Raw genomic sequence first — 19,016 nt, forward strand, 5'->3', positions numbered from 1 at the left:
CCCATGCTGAAAACTCTGGCCCGCCTGCTGCTGATCCTTGCGCTGACGCTGATGTCGGGCGCAGCCTTTGCCGGTTCTGCACCGTTATTGCTGGATAACGCGCGCGACCACGTCGAAGCATGGCCGGCAGTGAAAGTCATGTCCGATGCCGAGGGCAAGCTGACGCCGCAACAGGCGCTGGCCAGCATCGAGCAATATGCGGTACCCAACTCCGCCTACGCCACGCTGGGCGTACACAAGGACATCATCTGGCTGCGCATTCCCGTCGCTCTGCCTGCGCACAGCGACGGCGAGTGGATACTCAATATCGACTATGCGGTGTTGAACCGGGTGGACATCTACGTCGCCACCGATGGCCAGATCAGGGAACACCAGGTCATCGGCAACCTGCAGCCCGATATGCCAGGCGCGCCACGCGGCCGCACGCCAGCCGCCCTGCTGCACCTCACGCCGGGCAGCGAACACGTACTGCTGCTGCGCGTGCACAACGTCGGCGCCATGATCCTGCCGATATCGCTTTCACGCCCGGCCAGCTTCCATGTCGGCGCGCTCAACGAACAGATGCTGCAAGGCGTGCTGACCGGCCTGAGTCTGTGCCTGCTGCTGTACAGCCTTACGCAATGGGCGACGCTGCGCGAGCCGCTGTTCGCCAAGTTTGCGCTGCTGGTAGCCGGCACCACCCTGTTCTCGGTCGAGTTCTTCGGCCTTGGCAATCAATACCTGTGGCCAGACAGTGCCTGGATGAGCATTCATGCCGGCGGCCTGTTCGCACTGGGCGCCTCCTGCGGCGCCTATCTCTTTGTCGAGCAGGCCCTCGCACGTCCCGGCAAGGACCTGATCTTCAGTCGCCTGATGAAAACTGGCGCCGCGCTCTGCGCTGTCAGCGCGCTGGCCTACATGACCGACATCATGAGCGTGGAAACGCTGGTGGTCATCGTCAGCACGCTGGGCGTTATGCCCATGCTGCTGGGCCTTCCGGGCGCCTACTTCCGCGCGCGCCGTGGCGATGCGGTCGGCGTCTACTTCCTGCTCGGCTGGGGCGTCAGCTTCGCCTCGTCGGCAGTACTGAGCCAGGTCGTCAGCGGCAAAGTCGATGCCGGTTTCTGGAGCATGCACGCGCTGCAGTTCGGGAACCTGTTCGACATGCTGGTCTTCACCCGCATCCTCGGCTTGCGCACCAAAGCCATGCAGACCGCCATGCTGCGTGCCGAAGAAGCGACGCGGACCAAGTCTGAATTCCTGGCCCACATGAGCCACGAGATCCGCACGCCTATGAATGCCATCATCGGCATGAGCCGCCTGGCCCTGATGACGGAGCCGAATGCCAAGCTGCAGAACTACCTCGGCAAAATCCTGGGCGCAGGCGAGCATCTGCTGGCCGTCATCAACGACATCCTGGACTTCTCCAAGATCGAGGCGGGAAAACTGGGGCTGGAATCCGTGCCGTTTGAAGTGCAGGAGATGCTGGACCACCTTGCCAGCCTGACCGTCATCAAATCCGATGCCGCCCGCGTTGAGCTGAAACTGCGTGTGGACAGCAACGTGCCGCCACGCCTGGTGGGCGACCCGCTGCGCCTTAGCCAGATCCTGATTAACCTCACCAGCAACGCCGTTAAATTCACCGAACGCGGCGAAATCATCGTTGCTGTCGATTTGATGGACAAGACCGCGGACACCGTCGCGTTGCGCTTTTCGGTCAGCGACACCGGCATCGGCATGCGCCCATCGCAAGTGGCGGGCCTGTTCCAGTCGTTTAACCAGGCCGGCGTCAGCACCACACGCAAATATGGCGGCACAGGCCTGGGCCTGAGCATTTCGCGCCAGCTGGTGGAACTGATGGGCGGCGACATCCAGGTCAGCAGCACGCCAGGCATAGGCAGCCGTTTCAGCTTCATCGTCCGTCTTGGCATCGCCGACCAGACCGTCGCACCGGTGGACTGGCCGCTGGCGCCGCAACAGCCCGCGCGCCCATTGCGCCGCTCGGACAGCGCCGGCCTGGCGCTGCGCGACCTCTCTTCGCTGGACGGTGCGCGCATTCTGCTGGTCGAAGACAACGCCAACAACCGCGAGGTGGCGCTGGACTTCCTGGCCGCCGCGCGCATGCAGATCGACGTTGCCGAACATGGCGGCGAAGCGGTAAGCATGGTGGAACAAGGAGACTACGACCTGGTGCTGATGGATGTCCAAATGCGCGAGGTGGATGGCCTCACCGCGTCCCGCCGCATCCGCGCCATGCAGCGCTTCGAGCATCTGCCCATCGTGGCAATGACAGCTTACGCGATGGCCGGGGACCGCGACAGGAGTATCGCCGCGGGCATGAACGACCACGTCACCAAACCGATTGTGCCGGAACAGCTGTTCCGCACACTGATCAAATGGATACCGCCTTCGCGCCTGTCCGCCCGCCGCGCACAGGCCAGCGCCACCATGCAGATGGCGCCACCACCAATCGACTACGTGGGCGCTACCGCGCCGCTGCCTGCCATTCCCGGCGTTGACTGGCAACTGGCGCTGGACAGCGTCGACCGCCAGCGCGGCCGCCTGGACAAACGCATCCGCGGCTTCCTGCAGGAATACCAACCCGCCGCCCAGACAGTGCGCGAAGCCATGGCTGGCGGCCACCACGACATACTTTTCAGCCTGGCGCACAATCTGAAGTCCACCGCAGCCTACATTGGCGCCTTCCATCTTGCGTCGCAGGCGCAGGCCTTCGAACAGGCTTTGCGCACCGACCACAAGGATCGATTGCCCATGCTCGCAGCGGAACTGGCGGATGGCCTGGACCTGGTCGTCGGCGGCCTGGCGCAGCTGGGCGAACCGCCAGCGCCAACGCGCTACCGCGACGACGACGCAGCCCTGCTCATCTCGCGCCTGGAAGCCTATCTGCGCAGCGACGACGCCAGTGCCGAAGATGTACTGGCCGAACTGCGCGCGCTGCCGGTGATGGCGCGCTACCCCGAACAGATTGCCGCCATCAGGCAGGCAGTGGACGACATTGAATATCAGGCCGCCCTGGCGCCATTGGGCGCCTTGTCGCGCATGCTGCACAACGAACTGGAAGAAAGCGCATGAACTTCGCAGGAACCCAAAAAGTCCTGGTAGCCGATGACGACGTCGTCAATCGCCAGGTATTGGCCGAACTGTTCAAACCCGAGCACACGGTACTGCTGGCAAAGAACGGCGAACAAACGCTGGAACGCGCGGCCCGCCACCTGCCGGACCTGATCCTGCTCGACGTCGTGATGCCGGACATGGACGGCTACGAGGTGCTGCGCCGCTTGCGCGCGGACGCCCAGACTGCGCATATTACGGTGATCTTCATTTCCGGCCTGGGCCGCCCTGAAGACGAGGCCAATGGCTTGAAGATGGGCGCAGCCGATTACATCTCCAAGCCGTTCAACGAAACGGTGGTGATGGCGCGCGTGGCCATGCACTTGCAGATGGTACGCCAGCGCCGCATGCTGGAACATCTGGCCCATGTCGATGGCCTGACCGAACTGGCCAACCGTCGCCGCTTTGACGAAGTGTACGAGGCAGAGTGCCAGCGCAGCCGGCGCAGCGGCCGTCCGCTGTCGTTGGCCCTGCTGGATATCGACGCCTTCAAGCAGTACAACGACTTCTACGGCCATCCCGCCGGCGACCGCGCCTTGCGTGCCGTCGCCCGCACGGCAGCGGCGGGCCTGCGCCGCCCGGCCGACCTGGCGGCACGCTACGGCGGCGAGGAGATCGTGCTGCTTTTGCCGGATACGGAAGCCGCGCAGGCGCAGCAGGTTGTCAACGCCATCTGTGCGGCAATTGTCGATCTGCAGATTCCGCACGAAGCCTCGTCGGTCGCGCCGATGCTGACTGTGAGTGCAGGCGGCGCCACGCTGAACTGCGCCGCGCCGGAAAACAGCGCAGAACTGTTCTCCGTTGCGGATACGCTGCTCTACCAGGCCAAGAAGGCTGGCCGCAACCGCGTGGAGTGGCGCAAGCCAGGCTAGCGCCGTCCGACGGGAAGGTAGCGGATCAACGTCGCGAACATGTGCTCCACGTCGATCGGTTTGGGAATGAAATCGTTCATGCCGGCGCTGGTGCACTGCTCGCGCTCCGACTCCATCACACCCGCCGTCATGGCGATGACGGGCAAGCTCAACCCCAGTTCATCGCGGATTTTGCGCGTCGCGGTAAACCCGTCCATCACCGGCATCTGCACATCCATCAATACCAGGTCATAGCCTATATCGCCCAGCAGATCGACCGCCTGCTGCCCGTTCTCCGCGACAGTCACCGAGGCGCCTGACTGTTCCAGTATGCCTTTGGCGACGTTCTGGTTAATCGGGTTGTCCTCCACCAGCAGCACACGCACGCCGTGCAGGTCAGGCAAGGCATGCTCCTGCGGCAGCCGGACTGCATCAGGCGTCGGCGCCAGGGCCGTTTGTACGGCATCAAACAGGCTGGAGGCAGTAACGGGTTTGGTCAGAAACGCTGCCGCCCTGGCCTCTGCCATCTCCTGCATCAGCTTCCCGCGCGTGTAAGCGTTGACCATGCAGATCACGGGAATCGGCGCCAGTTCCTGGATCGCCCGAATCAGCGCCATGTCTCCCATGCCGGGCAACAGGCTATCGATCAGGACCACATCGTAATGCGTGTCGCTGCGCAAACGGAACAAGGCTTCTTCGCCGGTTGCCGCGCTGTCGCTGCTCCAGTTCCAGGCTTGTATGGTTTTGCTGATGAATATACGGCTGGTCTGGTTATCGTCGACAATCAACGCGTGCAGCTTGCACTGCGGGCGTGGTTCGGTATCTTCGGCCGCCGCAAACGCCAGCGTGAACTGGAATTCACTCCCTTTGCCAGGTTCACTGCGGACTTGCATGGTTCCGCCCAGCAGATCGACCAGTCCCTTGGAAATCGTGAGTCCAAGGCCGGTGCCGCCAAAACGCCGTGTGAACGACAGGTCGCCTTGCATGAAGGGAGAGAACAATCGGGACAGCTGTTCATCGCTCATGCCGATGCCAGTGTCGCGCACCGTGAACCTCAGCGCCGACGCATCGCAAGCGCGCTGCACGGACACGGCCACTTCGCCTTTCTCGGTAAACTTGATGGCATTCCCTGCCAGGTTGACCAGTACCTGCTGCAGGCGCAGCGCGTCGCCAAACAGCACGCGCGGCACGTCCGGGTCCACGCCGATGCACAGTTCCAGCTCCTTCTCGCCAGCGCTGACGCTCATGATGGTGGCCAATGAGTGCATGACGTCGTCCAGCTTGAAGCGCACCGGGTGCAGTTCCACCTTCCCCGCCTGCATTTTGGAGAAGTCCAGTATGTCATTGAGTATGCCCATCAGTGACTGGCCGGAGGCGCGTATCATTTCCAGGTAGCGGCTCTGCTCCTGCGACAGCGGCGTCGTTCCAAGCAAATGCGCCATGCCCAATACCGCGTTCATCGGCGTCCGCAACTCGTGGCTCATATTGGCCACGAAGGCATCCTTGGCGGCGTTCGCCGCTTGCAGTTGCTGCGTGCGCTCTTCAATCAGGTTTTCCAGATGATTGCGGTGCGCTTCAAGTTCCTGCTCCACCTGCTGCAACGTGTGGATGGCATCATCGGCCTCACGGAACATCGGGCGCTCGCTCAACTCGACCTTGCCGCGCCCTCCGAGCGCCAACGCCGCCGCCGACAGCGTCGCCACGGCTCGCCCGATATTGCGGGCAAATACCCAGGCCACGCCAAAGCCGGCCAGCAGCAGCAGCGCCACCACACAGCTGATCCACTTGATCGACGCCAGCATCTCGGATATCACCACGCTGCGCGGCACACCAATCACCACGGTCCAGCCGCTGGTCACCGAGCGGCTATACATGGAATAGACCTGAACACCTTCCAGCGTAATCGACTCGATGGCCGCTTCCGGTTTGAGAGGCATCTGAGCAAGCAGCGTTGCCGAGCCTTTTTTGCCGACGAACTTTTCCGGGTCGTGGGAGCGCGCCACAATCACTCCCTGAGAATCGAAGATACCAACCACGCGATCGGATGACAGCCGCTGCTCTTTCAGCACCTGTCCCAGACGCTCGGGTACAAAGGCCACCGAAATACAGTAGACGACCTTACCGCCGCGCAGCACCGGCGCGTGAATGGCGACCAGCGGCCGTTTCAGTGCGCCGCCAATGAAGACATCGGAAATGACTGGTTTGCCGGTGTCGAATACCTTGCGTATGCGCGCCGCACTGCCGGGGTCAGGTAGCAGCCCACCGTAAGGACGCACCGTGTTCAGCAGCTGCACCGAATTGCGGTCATGGAGAACAAAATTCAAACCGGGGAATTCAGGACGCAGCGCGCGCGTGGCTTCGGCATGGAAGGCGGCGAAATCGCCTTTATCCAGGCTGGGGGACTGCGCCAGCGCCAGCGCTACCGAAATGCCGGTATTGAGGTCGCGGTCCACCGCGTGGATCAGTGCGCGCGCCGTAATCAGCGTATCCCGCCTGATCTGGTCTCTTTCACGCGCGATGAAGTGCGCAGTCAGCAACGAAAAGCCGACGATGGCCGGCAAGGCACAGGCCCAGACCAGGCTGTAGATCCGCACCTTAATCGACGGCCGTTCGCCTCGCGCCATAAAAGTGTGCCCCCATGACCTCTATGGGAAACTACTCTATCACAAGCCCAGCCCCGCCCCCAACCGTAGCGTGGCGGCGATGTTGCGTGCCGCGCTACGCACATTGACGGCTGCTGCAGCCAGTGCTTCATCCACGGTACACGGGCGGCTGACCGCGCCGAACACCGCCTGAATCCCATGCTCATGCACAGCCGCCGCGCCAGTGGACAAGGAACCGGCAATCGCAATCACCGGTTTGCCATGACGCTGGGCGACACGGGCAACGCCGATCGGCGTCTTGCCATGGATGGTCTGGCCGTCGATGCGGCCTTCGCCGGTGATGACCAGGTCCGCAGCGGCCACCGCCGCATCCAGCCCGACAGCGGCGGTGACGATTTCACTGCCGGGCCGCAGCTGGCCGCCCAGGAACACCATCATGGCCGCGCCGATGCCGCCGCCCGCGCCGGCACCCGGCACGTCGGCCACCTGCCGCCCCAGGTCGCGGGCGATAATGCTGGCATAGTGGCGCAGGTTATCGTCCAGCGTTGCCACCATCTCAGGCGTCGCGCCTTTTTGCGGTCCGAAGATGGCGGACGCCCCTTGCGGCCCGACCAGCGGGTTGCTGACATCGCAAGCCACATCAAACGTGCAGTCCTGGATGCGTGGGTCCAGCTCCGACAAATCGATACGGTCCAGCAGGCTCAGTGCACCGCCGCCCGGCTCCAGGTCAGCGCCCGCCGCATCGAGCAGGCGGCCGCCCAGCGCTTGCAGCATGCCCGCGCCGCCGTCATTGGTGGCGCTTCCGCCGATACCGAGCACGAAACGGCGCGCGCCGGCGTTCAGCGCATTCAGTATCAGCTGGCCGGTGCCAAAGCTGGTGGTGCGCAGTGGATTGCGCTGCGATGGCGTTACCAGCTCAAGGCCGCTGGCCGCCGCCATCTCGATCACGGCGGTCTGGCCGTCCCCCATCAAACCGTAGAAGGCGGATACCTGCGTACCCAGCGGCCCGGTCACCTGCAAGGCGACACGCTTGCCGCCGCTGGCATCGATCATCGCCTGCACAGTACCTTCGCCACCATCGGCGACCGGCAGCTTGACGTACTCCGCATCCGGAAAGACTTCCCGAAAGCCTGCCTCGATCTCGTTCGCGACAGCCAGCGCAGTCAGGCTCTCCTTAAAGGAATCGGGCGCGATTACAATTTTCATCAGGTGCTCTTAGCGATTAACGAGTTTGGCGGGAATGCGCAACACCAGTATCGCACCAAGCAGCAGCACGCTGGACAAAATATACAGCGCCACGTCGGTGCTGTTGGTCGCGTCCTTGATCCAGCCAACCAGGAACGGGCTGACGAAACCGGCGATCTGGCCCAGCGAGTTAATCAGCGCCAGCCCGCCCGCCGCTGCAGCGCTGCCCAGGAAGGCCGCAGGCAGCGACCAGAATTGCGCCAGCGCCGCCAGTGCCCCCATGGTCGCCATGCTCAAGCCGATCATCACGATCAGCGCATTGCTGGAGAAGTTCGCCGCCATCATCAGCCCGGTCAGGCCCATGACCATGGGCAGCGATACGTGGAAGCGGCGTTCGCGGCGCTTGTCGGCCGAACGGCCTGCCCACACCATGAACACGGCAGCCGCCAGATAGGGAATGGCGCTGAGCCAGCCCACCGTCACCGCGCTTTCGAAGCCCAGCGATTTGATGATCGATGGCAGCCAGAAGTTAATCGCATACACGCCCATCTGGATGCAAAAGTAGATCACGCCCAGCATCCACACGCTGCCATTGCGCAGCACTGCGCCAAACGACTGGCCCACATTGCTGGTGGCGGCGCGTTGCTGTTCGTCGGCAGCCAGCGCGGCCTGCATGGCATTCTTCTCTTCGCTGCTCAGCCACCTGGCCTGGGCGATGCCGTCGTTGAGGTAGAAGTACACGCATATGCCCAGCACCACGGTCGGCAAGCCTTGCAGCAGGAACAGCCACTGCCAGCCCGCCATGCCGCCCTGGCCGGACGAGAAATGCGACAGCATCCAGCCCGACAGCGGGCCGCCAATCAGGCCGGAAATCGGAATCGCCGACATGAACAAGGCCATCACCTGGCCGCGTTTCTGGGTCGGGAACCAGTGCGTGAAGTACAGCACCATGCCCGGGAAGAAGCCTGCTTCCGCCACGCCGGTAAAGAAGCGCAGCACGTAGAAGGAAGTCGGGGTAGCCACGAACAGCATGGCGGCAGACAGGGCGCCCCACGCCACCATCATCACCGAAATCCAGCGGCGTGCGCCAATTTTATGCAGGATCAGATTACTTGGCACGCCGCTCAGTACATAGCCGATGAAGAAGATGCCGGCGCCCAGGCCATAAACGGTATTGCTCAATTTGAGCGCGTCCAGCATCTCCAGCTTTGCAAAGCCGACGTTGACGCGGTCCAGGTAATTGAACAGGTAGCAGACGAAGATAAACGGAATCAGGTGCCAGCTGGCTTTTTTATACGCGCCATCCAGAACGGACGCCGCCGGCCACGCCTGTGCGGTGGTGGTGGAAGTGCTCATGCAGGTCTCCGGTGTTTTAATAATACGCCGATTATCTGGAATCGATCACAAAAAAGCACTGGCCAACCGCCCAAATATGGGCGACGGTTAGCGCCATAATTTGTGCATATGCCCTAAAATCATCGGTATGAATATACTGAGCACAGAGCTGGCGCAGGACATTGTCACCCGCACCATGCGTATCATCCCCTACAACGTCAACGTCATGGACGCCAATGGCAGCATCATCGCCAGCGGCAATCCAGCCCGCATCGGCGAACTGCATGCGGGCGCCCTGCTGGCGCTGGCCAAGAAGCTCACGGTGGAAATTGACGATGCCAGCGCCCGGAATATGCACGGCGCCCAGCCCGGCATCAATTTGCCGCTGACGGTCCACGGCCAGTTGTGCGGCGCGGTCGGTCTGAGCGGCGCGCCGGACGAGGTGCGCCAGTTCGGCGAACTGGTACGCCTGACCGCCGAGATGATCCTGGAACAGGCCCAGTTGGCGGGCGAGCTCCAACGGAATTCGCGCTACCGCGAGGCCCTGGTCCTGAATCTCATCAACGGTGAACATGCCAATCCGGCCGACCTGGCGGCGTGGGCGCGGCGGCTGGACGTGCAATTCGAGCGTCCGCACGTGGTCTATCTGCTGGAACTGGACGACAGCAACGCCGCCGCCACCGATCTGCAGGCATTGCAACTGCGCCTGCAGGCGCGCGCACCCGCCTTGCTGACCGCAGCCGCCGGTCCGCATGAGCTGGTGCTGCTCGATTTTTACGACGCTCCGGGTCCCGGTCCCGACAAGCAGCTGCTTGCGCTTGCCGCCCTGCTGCGCGAACTCTGTCCGCAGCCGCACAAGCTGACCATGGGCATTGCCATGCAGGGCATGGCGGGCGTGGCAACCTCGTATCAGAGCGCCAAGACGGCCGCCCGGCTGGGCCGCGCGCGCCATCCGCGCCGGCACCAGTACAGTTACTACGACCATGTCCTGCCTGTACTGCTGTCTGGCCTGAACCGTGGATGGCAGGCCGCCCAGCTGCGCGCGCCCATGGAAAAGCTCGGCAAAAACCGGGAAATGCTGCAGCGCACCCTGGCCTGCTGGTTTGCCCACGACGGCCATCCGGCCGCCACGGCGGAGGCGCTGCACATTCACCGCAACACCCTGGATTACCGCTTGCGCCGCGTCGGCGAGATCACCGGACTGAATTTAACTCGGTTGGAAGATAGATTTTTACTCTATATTTCAGTACTCTTGTCCAGTCCAGGAAGCTAGTGATACACAAAATACAACAGCTTCGGTATAGCGTATAGCATTGATGTATGATCTGCGCTTGCCCGATTTGGCTCACGAGGCCGTCGCCGGGAGACACGATGGAAATTAAAAAATAAAGCACTGGAGCTATTTTGAGCCTTTTTAGAACGAAGAATCTTGACGACATGATTGCCGTCGCCCGTAAACCGGGCGGTCTGGCAAAAGTACTTGGTCCTATGGACCTGATTTTGATGGGCATCGGCGCTATCGTCGGCACGGGCATTTTCGTGTTGACCGGCACGGGTGCTGTTACCGCTGGTCCCGCATTGACGCTGTCTTTCGTGGTGGCCGCCATTGCCTGCGGCTTTGCCGCGCTGTGTTACGCAGAATTCGCCTCCACCGTGCCGGTGGCTGGCTCCATCTACACCTATTCCTACGCCACGCTGGGTGAACTGGCGGCCTGGATGATCGGCTGGGACCTGCTGCTGGAATATGGCCTCGCAACGTCGGCCGTGTCGGTCGGCTGGTCGGGCTACTTCCAGTCGCTGCTGTCCGGCTTTGGCTGGAAGCTGCCGGTTGAACTGACTGCAGCACCGGGCGCCCTTCCCGGCGTGACCACCTTCATCAACCTGCCAGCACTGTGCATCATGATGCTGCTGACCGGGATGCTGAGTCTTGGCGTACGCGAATCGGCGCGCATGAACAACATCATGGTGGTCATCAAGATCGGCGTGGTGCTGCTGTTTATCCTGGTTGGCGCACGCCACGTCACGCCGGCCAACTGGCAGCCATTCATGCCCTACGGTGTCAACGGCATGCTGAGCGCTTCGGCGCTGGTGTTCTTCGCCTTCATCGGTTTTGACGCGGTCACCTCGGCGGCGGAAGAAGTGAAGCGACCGGAGCGCGATCTGCCGATCGGCATTATCGGCTCGCTGGCCGTGTGCACCGTGCTGTACGTGATCGTCTCGGCCATCATGACCGGCATCGTGCCGTTCAAGGAATTCCTGGGCATCGACCATCCGGTCACCCTGGCCCTGCAAAAAGCCGGTGAAAACTGGTTCGCCGGCTTCGTGGACCTGGGCGCGATCCTGGGCATGACCACCGTGATCCTGGTGATGGCATTCGGCCAGACCCGCATCATCTACGCCATGTCGCGCGACGGCCTGCTGCCTGCGAAGCTGTCGAAAATCCATCCGCGCTACCAGACCCCGTTCTTCTGCACCTGGCTGGTCGGTATCGTGTTCGGTGTCCTGGCCGCGCTGGTGCCGCTCAACGTGCTCAATGAACTGGTGAACATCGGTACCCTGGCGGCCTTCAGCCTGGTGTCGATCGCCATCGTCATCCTGCGCAAGACCCGCCCTGACCTCAAGCGCGCCTTCCGCTGCCCTGGCGTGCCGGTAATTCCTGCACTGGCGGTGATCTTCTGCGTGACGCTGATGTGCTATCTGAGCTGGTTCACCTGGGTCGCCTTCCTGATCTGGCTGGCAATCGGCCTGGTGATCTACTTCGGCTACGCCCGCAAGCACTCGCTGCTGAACAAGTAAGCCCTCCCTATGCTGCCCGCGGCTGGAACTTCTTCCGGTACGACGCGGGCAGCAGTCCCACCCGCTGCTGGAACAGGCGGCGGAACGAATTACTGTCCTCATACCCCACTTTCAAGGTAATGCTGTCCAGGCTCATACGCGTGGATTCCAGCAGGTGCTTGGCTTTCTCAAGACGCAGCGTTTGCAGGTAGGCCAGCGGCGTATAGCCGGTCGCCTCCTTGAAGCGGCGCATGAAATTGCGCACGCCAAAGCCGAAGCGCGGCGCCAGCGCATCGATCAGCAAAGGCTGGTCGTAATGCTCATCCAGCCAGTTCTGCACGCGTAGGATGTCGGCATCGCCATGGCTCTTGGGCATGGACCACATCACGTACACGGACTGCTCGCTGCGCGCATGGTCGATCAGCAGATAGCGGCTGCATTTCTGCGCCAGCTCCAGCGAGCCGTAACGGCGCATCAGGTGCAGCAGCAAATCCATCGCCGCTGTCGCACCGCCACTGGTGATGAGGCGATTGTCTTCGCACAGGTTCTCGCGTTCATCCATGCGGACATCCGGATAGCGGCGCCGGAACAAATCCGCAAAGGCCCAGTGTGTCGTCGCGCGGGCGCCGGACAGCAAGCCCGTTTCCGCCAGCATGAAGGTGGCCGTGCACATGCTGGCCAGTACCGCGCCTTGTGCGTGCTGCTTGCGCAGCCAGTCGCCATAACGCCCAAAGCCCGGCAAGGCTTCGCGCAGCGTGAACAGAAAACCGGGGATCAGCACCAGATCGGTGTGCGCAATGTCAGCCAGTGCGGCATCCGCCTGCAAAGTCTGGCCGCGCAGCGTGTCCACCGGCTTGCCGTCCAGGGAAGCGGTCACCACATCGAACACCGGCGCTTCGGCGAACATATTGGCGGCGGTGAGCAGTTCCAGCGCGGTGGTGGCGCTGGCGGCCGAACATTGGTCAGTCAGGAGTAAGGTCAGGTGCATGGCGGGAGGTTTGCAGATTTCGCATGAAAAAAGTCATTTCTGCACCTACCTTATCAGATTCGCCTCGCATATAGTGGTGGCCGTGCTCTACTCCCTGCTGATACGATGAATCTCTGGTTTCGACTGATTATGATGCTGCTGCGCCGTCCATGGCGCAAGCCCGCCGATCCTTTTTCCACTACCGTGGTGCGCATGCGCGTGTGGCCGCTGGACCTGGACCTCAACCGCCATGTCACCAACGGCCGCTATTTCACGCTCGCGGACCTGGGCCGCATGGACTACGTGCTGCGCACGGGCGCGTTCCGCACCGCGCTGCGCCACAAGGCTGTGCCCATCGTGGGCGACGCCTGGGGCAAATTCCGCCGCGAACTCAAGGTATTCGAGTCGTTTGAAATCCACACCCGCATGCTGGGCTGGGACGACAAGTGGAGTTTCCTCGAACACCGTTTCGTCAAGGATGGCCGCGTCGCCGGCGTGGTGGTGATGCGCGGCGTGTTCCGCTCGTCCAAAGGCACGGTGAAACCGGCCGACATCGTGCGCGATCTTGGCGTGCCGGATCAGTCGCCGCCGCTGCCCCAATGGCTGTCGCAATGGTCGGACAGCTGCGACGGCATGAGTATGCAGCTGCGCGACGAAGAAGCCGGCGCTACCTGACAGCCAGCCCCATCTCCTGCAGGAAGCCTGCGGCTTGCGCCAGCGAGATGGTGGCGCCCTTGAACAGACCAGGTTCGGTCAGCTTCAACCCTTCCATATTGGCGCCGCGCAGGTCCGCGCCCTGAAACTTGGCCAGCTTGAGCGTGGCGCTGCGCAGACTGCCGCCTTCAAACACGGCTTCGCGGAAATCGCAACCGGCCAGATAGGCGTCGCTGAAATCCAGCTCCTTGAGGACCGCCTTGCGGAACGAGAAGCCGCGCAGGTCCGCGCCCACCAGCAGGCATTCCTCAAAATGGATGCCCAGGTGCGCCGCCTCCTCAAATGAGGCTCCTGTGAGTTTGCAACCATGGAAGGCGGCCGATGCCAGCTTGGCACGGCGCCATTTGCTGTTATTGAGATCGCAGGCGTCAAAGCGCGCGTCCACTGCATCCACCGACTCCAGATCGGCGCCGCCGGCGCGGCAGCGCAACCAGTGCGTACCCGCCAGCTTGCAGGCAAACAGGATGGTGTCGGTAAAAGTGCAGCGCTCAAAGACACAGCCTTGCAACTCAAGGCGGGACAGGTCTTCCCCGTCAAAGCCGCAGCTTTCAAACCGGCGCACGCCCAGTTCCAGCTGCGCTTCCAGTTCGGCGCGCGACAACGCCACGCCGACGACGGCGTTGATACTCGATTCTTCCATCACTTCAGATTCATGGTTTGTACCGACAGCAGCTTACACTGACCTGCCACGTTCACGTAAGTACGCATGAACTGGTAACGGTTAGTGCGCCAGGTCGTGCCATCCGCATTCCATTGTTCCGTGGTGCTCACGCCGCGCAGCACCACCGTGTCGCCCTGCGTATGGGCATGCACATCGCTGGTGAAGCGCGCTTTGTAGACCACCGGTTTGGCCAGCCGCGCCAGCAGGCTGTCGCGCGATTCGATCTGCGAACCCAGTGTGTGGACCCAGACATAATCCTCGGCCAGCAGCGTTTTCAGGAAAGCGGTATCGCCCACGCGCAGCGCTTCCTCGTACTGCGTATCGCGCTCGATCAGGGCGGGAACGGCCAGGCACGGCGCGGCCGCAGCCAGCACGGGCAGCATCGCAGCAAGCGAAATCAACATTTAGTCATGATACGACCAGTATAACCGCGCCTGGGTGCCCTGCCCCACAGACAACCCGAATAAATGCTTTTAGTCTGCAAGAATGAACACCAATCAATGGTTCTTACTGGTGGGCTTGTTAATGCTGGCGCGTGGTCTTGCCGTGACCACCATTTCGCGTTCACCCTTCACCTCCGCCATCGTCTATCTGGGCGTGGGGATACTGCTCGGCCCCAGCTTCTTCAACATCTTCAATTTCGACCCAGCCGAGGAATCCGCACTGCTCAAGATGCTGACCCAGGTCACGCTGCTGATTTCCCTGTTCTCCGCCGGGATCAAGATGCCGGTGCCGTTCAAGCTCGCACGCTGGGACGCCTCGCTGCGGCTGGCGTGGATATCGATGTCGCTCACGGTCGGCCTGGTCGCACTGTTTGGCTACTTCGTGCTGCGCCTGCCCGCTGGCGCCGCCGTGCTGCTGGGCGGGATACTGGCCCCTACCGATCCGGTGCTGGCCACCGACGTGCAGGTGCGCCATGCTGGCGACAAGGAACAACTGCGCTTCACGCTGACCTGCGAAGCCGGCATGAACGATGGCAGCGCCTTCCCGTTTGTGCTCCTGGGCCTGGGCATGCTGGGTATCGGCGACACCGGCCAGCATCACTTGCGCTGGCTGCTGGTGGACGTCATCTGGGGCACTGCAGGCGCGGTGACCGTCGGAGCGCTGTTCGGTGCGGGACTGGCGCGCCTGAGCTGGCGGCTGCGCATTATCGAGCCACGCCACGACATCATGGACGATTTGGTGGGACTAGGTTTGATCGCCGTGGTGTTCGCCGTGGCGAACCTCATCAAGGCATCCGGCTTCCTGGCGGTGTTCTTTGCCGCCGTCGCCTTGCGTCGCACGGAGCTGGTGCTGGCCGGTGCACCGCGCGACCGTCATGGTCTGCTGGAGCCAGACGTCACCAAATCCGAAGTCGCGAAAACAAGTGAGACAAACTCCCCGCCACTCACCGTGAGCACCGAATCGCTGGTGTTCAAGGAGCACCTGGAGCGCCTGTCGGAACTCACGCTGGTGCTGCTGTTGGGCGGCATGATTACGCTCCAGCGCCTGCCTTACGAAACGATAGGCGTGGCGCTGTTCCTGTTCGTGGTGGCGCGGCCGCTGTCCGTGTACCTTGGCCTGATCGGCAGCGCCACCAGCATGCGTATGCGCGCCATGACCGGCTGGTTCGGCGTGCGCGGCATCGGTTCCCTGTTCTACCTGGTGTTTGCGATAGAAGCCGGCCTGCCTGATGATCTGGCCAACCAGCTGACCGGCATTTCACTGGGCGTCATCATGTTGTCCATACTGGTGCATGGCTTCAGCGTCAAGCCGCTGATGCAAACCATCTGGCGCCGCTGACGGTCAGATGATGGCGGCGATCGCCTTGCCGACCTCCGTGGTCGTGGCGGTACCGCCCATGTCCGGCGTGCGCGGACCATCGACCAGGCAGCGCTCCACTGCAGCGACGATCGCATCATGCGCCTCCTTGTGGCCCAGGAAATCCAGCATCATCGCGCCGCACCAGACCATGGCGATGGGATTGGCGATATTGCGGCCATAAATATCCGGCGCCGAGCCGTGCACCGGTTCAAATAGCGACGGGAAGATACGGTCGGGGTTCAGATTGGCCGACGGCGCGATGCCGATGGTGCCCGCGCATGCCGGCCCCAGATCGGACAGGATATCGCCAAACAGGTTGGATGCCACCACCACATCAAAACGCTCCGGCGACAGTACAAACCGCGCCGCCAGGATATCGATATGGTATTTGTCATGCCGGACTTCCGGATAGCTCAGCCCCATCGCATCCACGCGCTCATCCCAATACGGCATGCTGATCGAAATGCCGTTGGACTTGGTGGCGGAAGTCAGGTGCTTCTTCGGCCGCTGCTGCGCCAGTTCAAAAGCAAACTTCAGCACGCGGTCCACGCCGGTGCGCGTGAAGATGGATTCCTGTAAGACGAACTCGCGGTCCGTGCCTTCGAACATGCGGCCGCCGACGCTGGAGTATTCGCCTTCGGTATTTTCGCGCACGATGTAGAAATCGATATCGCCCGGCTGTTTGTTCGCCAGGGGACAAGGCACGCCGGGCAGCAGACGCACCGGCCGCAGATTGATGTACTGGTCAAACTGGCGGCGGAACTTCAACAGCGATCCCCACAGCGACACGTGGTCCGGCACCGTCTCCGGCCAGCCCACCGCGCCAAAGAACAGCGCATCAAAGCCCTTGAGCTGATCCATCCAGTCGTCCGGCATCATCTTGCCATGCTGGAGATAGTAGTCACAGCTCGGCCATTCAAACGTGGTCCATTCGATGCCGATGTTAAAGCGGCGCGCGGCGGCTTCCACGGCGCGTATCCCTTCCGGCATGACTTCCTTGCCGATGCCGTCGCCCGCCAGCACCGCGATCTTGTGTACTTTCATGACTGCCCCCTTCATCGAAAGTAGCAGCATAGTGCTTTTTCCATCGTTTACAATGCACCGCATTGTGATTCAATAAAACACATATCGTGAACAATCGTATCGACAACGAGGATCTGCGCGTCTTTGCCGCAGCTGCCCGCAAGGCCAGCTTTGCGGCGGCCGCCGAGGAACTGGGCATGTCGCCCGCTTATATCAGCAAGCGTATCGGCATACTGGAGCAGATGCTGGGCGTGCGGCTGTTCCACCGCACCACGCGCCGTGTCGTCGTCAGCGAGGACGGCGAACGCGTGTACACACATGCCATGACCATCCTGGAGAACCTCGACAGCCTGCTGCACGAAGTCGCCGAACGGCGCGATGTGCCGCGCGGCCTGCTACGCATCTGTAGCAGCTTTGGCTTCGGCCGCAATGTGGTGGCGCCGGTGGTGGCGCGCCTGGTTGCGGCGCATCCATCGCTGCAGGTGCGCTTTGAAGTGTTCGACCGGCTGGTTGACATTGTTGGCGAAGGCTTTGACCTGGACATTCGCGTCGGCGACGATATCGCACCGCATCTGATCGCGCGCAAGCTGATGTCCAATCACCGCATTTTATGCGCGTCACCTGCGTATCTGAAGCAGCACGGCACGCCGCGCAGGCTGCAAGAACTCGCAGGCCACAACTGCCTGGCGATCAAGGAGCGCGATTTGCCGTTTGGCGTGTGGGCTCTGCGCTCCAGCAGTGGTAGCGGAAGCGGCGGCGCTGGCGAGGAAAGCGTCAAAGTCACCGGTACGCTTTCCTCCAACCATGGCGAGATCGCGCTGCAATGGGCTGTGGAAGGCGCCGGCATCGTGCTGCGCTCTCGCTGGGACGCGCAACCACACATCGACCGTGGTGAATTGGTGCAGATCCTGCCGCACTACACGCAGAGCGCCAATGTGTGGGCGGTCTATCCTCAAAGGCTGGCCGGGTCGGCAAAGGTGCGCGTCTGCGTGGAGTTCCTCGAGCGGCAGCTTGCCATCAGCAACAGCCCAAGCAGCATCATGCCCCACGTGGATGGTTCCGGCACGGGATTGTAGATGCCATTCCCGGCGTACAGCACGTTCTTGGTGCCAGGCCCGAAAGAAGAGATCAGCGCGAAGTCGGCATCCGCATCGCCACCCAGCACCTGCTTGACCGAGGTGAGGGCCAGGCCGTTTTTACCGGCGATGGTCCAGCTGATCTCTTTCGCGCAGTAGTAGCACGTGAAGCCGGATTCGAAATTGCCCAGCAGGGTGCCGATCGAATAAATATCGTCAGGACTGGAGGCCAGCGCGCCAATATCCTTGATGTCGCCCGTAGAGAGGACATAGTCCCTCGTCAGCAGGTGCTCCCTGGAGTCGAAACCAAACTGGAACGGCTGGCCGGATAACGACATCAGCGTGCCCTTGACCGTGCCGTCGGATTGCAGCACAAACGACACATGCCCATTGCTGGCGCCCACTTTGCCGTATTTATTGATATTCAGTTCCGCATCATAGCGGTCAGCGTGCGCGGCGCCCGCCAACAGCATTAGCGCCGCCGCCAGTATCGACATCATCTTTTTCATGCAACCCTCCGTCCAAAGAAATGATGGCGGAATGATATTGATGAATCAGGCGCTTGTCTGTCGCACAAAAGTGCTACAGCTAGTCCTGGTCGGACTTCAGCACACCGCGCACGTTGGTCACCGCAAGGCACAGCTGCAGCACAATCAGCGCGTACGCGCCATCGGACCAGCCCCACGCAATCCACATGGCGTTACTCAGCAAGAAGGCATAGAAGCCGATCTTGCGTCGGGGTAGCGATCTGGAAGCGACCAGCAGCCCCGCCAGCACGGTGACCACCATCGCCGGCCATTGCAACAGGTCCAGCCAGGCATCCATAGATTTCTTCCTTTTGATTGTGCGCCAGTTGAGGATCGCCGATCACGCGCTGCCAGTATGTGCGTCAACGCACGGCGTACGGTGGTG

General features: G+C 62.1%; 15 protein-coding genes and 1 pseudogene. 7 read left to right on the forward strand and 9 right to left on the reverse strand.

Features of this window, described 5'->3' with window-relative positions; translation table 11 throughout:
- Positions 1-3 precede the first annotated feature (3 nt).
- Both BUA36_RS06100 and BUA36_RS06105 read left to right on the forward strand, forming a co-directional pair.
- Complete coding sequence (locus BUA36_RS06100; protein ID WP_084560018.1) at positions 4-3,072, forward strand: hybrid sensor histidine kinase/response regulator; 3,069 nt, start codon at positions 4-6, stop codon at positions 3,070-3,072.
- Positions 3,069-3,983, forward strand: coding sequence for a diguanylate cyclase (locus BUA36_RS06105; RefSeq protein ID WP_072782334.1), 915 nt, complete (start codon positions 3,069-3,071; stop codon positions 3,981-3,983). The genes BUA36_RS06100 and BUA36_RS06105 overlap by 4 nt, the downstream gene beginning before the upstream one ends.
- Here BUA36_RS06105 and BUA36_RS06110 read toward each other — a convergent pair.
- Genes BUA36_RS06110 through BUA36_RS06120 form a run of 3 tightly spaced genes read right to left on the reverse strand, consistent with a single transcriptional unit; the run spans position 3,980 to position 9,106 of the window.
- On the reverse strand, positions 3,980-6,586 hold the full coding sequence (locus tag BUA36_RS06110) for a hybrid sensor histidine kinase/response regulator (protein ID WP_072782336.1): 2,607 nt from the start codon (positions 6,584-6,586) through the stop codon (positions 3,980-3,982). The two genes, BUA36_RS06105 and BUA36_RS06110, sit on opposite strands and share 4 nt — an antisense overlap.
- Before the next feature lie 39 nt (positions 6,587-6,625).
- Complete coding sequence (locus BUA36_RS06115; RefSeq protein WP_072782338.1) at positions 6,626-7,771, reverse strand: glycerate kinase; 1,146 nt, start codon at positions 7,769-7,771, stop codon at positions 6,626-6,628.
- Between the two features lie 9 nt (positions 7,772-7,780).
- Complete coding sequence (locus BUA36_RS06120; RefSeq protein WP_072782341.1) at positions 7,781-9,106, reverse strand: MFS transporter; 1,326 nt, start codon at positions 9,104-9,106, stop codon at positions 7,781-7,783.
- Between the two features lie 127 nt (positions 9,107-9,233).
- Between BUA36_RS06120 and BUA36_RS06125 the strand changes: the two genes are divergently transcribed.
- Together BUA36_RS06125 and bcaP are read left to right on the forward strand one after the other, a co-directional pair.
- A complete protein-coding gene (locus BUA36_RS06125; protein WP_072782344.1) occupies positions 9,234-10,358 on the forward strand; it encodes a sugar diacid recognition domain-containing protein in 1,125 nt (374 codons plus the stop codon).
- A 131-nt stretch (positions 10,359-10,489) separates the two neighbouring features.
- On the forward strand, positions 10,490-11,881 hold the full coding sequence (bcaP, locus tag BUA36_RS06130; RefSeq protein ID WP_072782347.1) for a branched-chain amino acid transporter BcaP: 1,392 nt from the start codon (positions 10,490-10,492) through the stop codon (positions 11,879-11,881).
- A gap of 7 nt (positions 11,882-11,888) precedes the next feature.
- On the opposite strand, the gene BUA36_RS06135 is transcribed toward bcaP, so the two are convergent.
- Positions 11,889-12,848, reverse strand: coding sequence for a GlxA family transcriptional regulator (locus BUA36_RS06135; protein WP_072782350.1), 960 nt, complete (start codon positions 12,846-12,848; stop codon positions 11,889-11,891).
- A gap of 105 nt (positions 12,849-12,953) precedes the next feature.
- Between BUA36_RS06135 and BUA36_RS06140 the strand changes: the two genes are divergently transcribed.
- Positions 12,954-13,502 carry a thioesterase family protein gene (locus BUA36_RS06140; protein ID WP_072782353.1) on the forward strand — a complete coding sequence of 183 codons (549 nt, stop codon included), beginning with the start codon at positions 12,954-12,956 and terminating at the stop codon, positions 13,500-13,502.
- On the opposite strand, the gene BUA36_RS06145 is transcribed toward BUA36_RS06140, so the two are convergent.
- Together BUA36_RS06145 and BUA36_RS06150 are read right to left on the reverse strand one after the other, a co-directional pair.
- Entirely contained in the window at positions 13,495-14,181 is a 687-nt protein-coding gene (locus BUA36_RS06145) for a pentapeptide repeat-containing protein (RefSeq protein ID WP_072782357.1), read from the reverse strand. The genes BUA36_RS06140 and BUA36_RS06145 overlap by 8 nt on opposite strands.
- Positions 14,181-14,606, reverse strand: coding sequence for a nuclear transport factor 2 family protein (locus BUA36_RS06150; protein WP_072782360.1), 426 nt, complete (start codon positions 14,604-14,606; stop codon positions 14,181-14,183). The genes BUA36_RS06145 and BUA36_RS06150 overlap by 1 nt, the downstream gene beginning before the upstream one ends.
- A gap of 82 nt (positions 14,607-14,688) precedes the next feature.
- Here BUA36_RS06150 and BUA36_RS06155 point away from each other — a divergent pair, with 82 nt between their 5' ends.
- Positions 14,689-15,984 carry a cation:proton antiporter gene (locus BUA36_RS06155; protein WP_072782363.1) on the forward strand — a complete coding sequence of 432 codons (1,296 nt, stop codon included), beginning with the start codon at positions 14,689-14,691 and terminating at the stop codon, positions 15,982-15,984.
- Between the two features lie 3 nt (positions 15,985-15,987).
- Here BUA36_RS06155 and BUA36_RS06160 read toward each other — a convergent pair whose 3' ends face one another.
- A complete protein-coding gene (locus BUA36_RS06160; protein WP_072782611.1) occupies positions 15,988-17,049 on the reverse strand; it encodes a tartrate dehydrogenase in 1,062 nt (353 codons plus the stop codon).
- A gap of 86 nt (positions 17,050-17,135) precedes the next feature.
- On the opposite strand from BUA36_RS06160, the gene BUA36_RS06165 reads away from it, so the two are divergent.
- Entirely contained in the window at positions 17,136-18,104 is a 969-nt protein-coding gene (locus BUA36_RS06165) for a LysR substrate-binding domain-containing protein (RefSeq protein ID WP_072782366.1), read from the forward strand.
- Here BUA36_RS06165 and BUA36_RS31525 read toward each other — a convergent pair.
- Together BUA36_RS31525 and BUA36_RS06170 are read right to left on the reverse strand one after the other, a co-directional pair.
- Positions 18,056-18,613 (reverse strand): annotated as a pseudogene (locus tag BUA36_RS31525) (hypothetical protein); the annotation flags it as partial. The gene BUA36_RS06165 and the pseudogene BUA36_RS31525 sit on opposite strands and share 49 nt — an antisense overlap.
- 79 nt (positions 18,614-18,692) lie before the next feature.
- Positions 18,693-18,929, reverse strand: a complete 237-nt coding sequence (locus tag BUA36_RS06170) for a hypothetical protein (protein WP_072782369.1) — start codon at positions 18,927-18,929, stop codon at positions 18,693-18,695.
- Positions 18,930-19,016 lie beyond the last annotated feature (87 nt).

Origin of the sequence: Duganella sacchari, from assembly GCF_900143065.1 — a bacterium.
Classification (GTDB): Bacteria; Pseudomonadota; Gammaproteobacteria; order Burkholderiales; family Burkholderiaceae_D; genus Rugamonas; species Rugamonas sacchari.

Coding starts and splice junctions, on each gene's coding strand:
- BUA36_RS06100 (WP_084560018.1), top strand. CDS start 4: ATGCTGAAAACTCTGGCCCGCCTGCTGCTGATCCTTGCGCTGACGCTG.
- BUA36_RS06105 (WP_072782334.1), top strand. CDS start 3,069: ATGAACTTCGCAGGAACCCAAAAAGTCCTGGTAGCCGATGACGACGTC.
- BUA36_RS06110 (WP_072782336.1), bottom strand. CDS start 6,586: ATGGCGCGAGGCGAACGGCCGTCGATTAAGGTGCGGATCTACAGCCTG.
- BUA36_RS06115 (WP_072782338.1), bottom strand. CDS start 7,771: ATGAAAATTGTAATCGCGCCCGATTCCTTTAAGGAGAGCCTGACTGCG.
- BUA36_RS06120 (WP_072782341.1), bottom strand. CDS start 9,106: ATGAGCACTTCCACCACCACCGCACAGGCGTGGCCGGCGGCGTCCGTT.
- BUA36_RS06125 (WP_072782344.1), top strand. CDS start 9,234: ATGAATATACTGAGCACAGAGCTGGCGCAGGACATTGTCACCCGCACC.
- BUA36_RS06135 (WP_072782350.1), bottom strand. CDS start 12,848: ATGCACCTGACCTTACTCCTGACTGACCAATGTTCGGCCGCCAGCGCC.
- BUA36_RS06140 (WP_072782353.1), top strand. CDS start 12,954: ATGAATCTCTGGTTTCGACTGATTATGATGCTGCTGCGCCGTCCATGG.
- BUA36_RS06145 (WP_072782357.1), bottom strand. CDS start 14,181: ATGGAAGAATCGAGTATCAACGCCGTCGTCGGCGTGGCGTTGTCGCGC.
- BUA36_RS06150 (WP_072782360.1), bottom strand. CDS start 14,606: ATGTTGATTTCGCTTGCTGCGATGCTGCCCGTGCTGGCTGCGGCCGCG.
- BUA36_RS06155 (WP_072782363.1), top strand. CDS start 14,689: ATGAACACCAATCAATGGTTCTTACTGGTGGGCTTGTTAATGCTGGCG.
- BUA36_RS06160 (WP_072782611.1), bottom strand. CDS start 17,049: ATGAAAGTACACAAGATCGCGGTGCTGGCGGGCGACGGCATCGGCAAG.
- BUA36_RS06170 (WP_072782369.1), bottom strand. CDS start 18,929: ATGGATGCCTGGCTGGACCTGTTGCAATGGCCGGCGATGGTGGTCACC.